The 866-nt window shown below is 66.9% G+C and carries 2 protein-coding genes; both read left to right on the top strand.

Annotated features, from left to right (window positions below):
* A partial coding sequence (locus AC1D01_RS36825) for a phage tail protein (RefSeq protein ID WP_477874774.1) occupies window positions 1–537 on the top strand: 537 nt, incomplete at its 5' end.
* 8 nt (window positions 538–545) lie between these two features.
* Window positions 546–716, top strand: coding sequence for a DUF5908 family protein (locus AC1D01_RS36830; RefSeq protein WP_477874776.1), 171 nt, complete (start codon window positions 546–548; stop codon window positions 714–716).
* Window positions 717–866 lie beyond the last annotated feature (150 nt).

An 866-nucleotide genomic window follows, 5' to 3' on the forward strand; every position in this document is an offset into this window, starting at 1 on the left:
CCTGCGGCCCGCACGGGCGGCGGCGTGGCGGGCGGCGGCATCACGCCGCAGGCCTTGCAGGCGGCGAAGGCGAAACTGCGCGTCACGCAGGGTTTCTATCCGCCGGTGGCCTTCCATTTCGCGGTCTCGTTCGGTGCGAACCCGAAGGACTCGGACGGTGCGTTCCGCGAGGTCAGCGGGATCGGTCCCGAGATCGAGACCGAGACGGTGAACGAGGGCGGGCTGAACGGTTTCGCGCATGTGCTGCCGAAGTCGATCAAGCATCCGCGGCTGGTGCTGAAGCGGGGCATCGCGGCGAAGGAGTCGCGCCTGGTGAAGTGGTGCCAGCAGGTGCTGGACGGTGGTTTCGTGAAGCCGATCGATCCGTTGCTGGTGCACGTCTTCCTGCTCGATGCGGCGGGCGATCCGCTGCGTTGCTGGACGGTGGAGAACGCCTGGCCGGTGAAGTGGGAGATCGACGGGTTCCAGTCCACCCGCAACGAGGTGGCGATGGAGAAGATCGAGCTGGCCTATGCCCGTTCGAACCGGATGTATTGAGGACTCTGATGAGCATCGAGGTGCGTCAACTGCTGATCCGTTCGCAGGTCCATGCGGCTCCCGTGGTGCCGCAGCGGCAGGGGGTTTCTTCGGCCGAGCTGCAGCGCTTGCGCGAGCAGCTGCTGTCCGAGTGCAAGACCTGGCTGGCGCAGCAGCTGCGAGCCCAGAAGGAGCGGTGATGGGCTCATTCGACACCCCGCACCCGTTCGCCCTGAGCYTGTCGAAGGGRYTGCGCGCATCGAGCCAAGGCTTCGACAAGCTCAGCCCGAACGGGGGTGGGGGTGCGTCGATGGCGCGTAAGGCCACCGAACACTCGCGGTTCGGGGGCG

It is taken from the genome of Rhizobacter sp. P3_B12 (assembly GCF_056402895.1).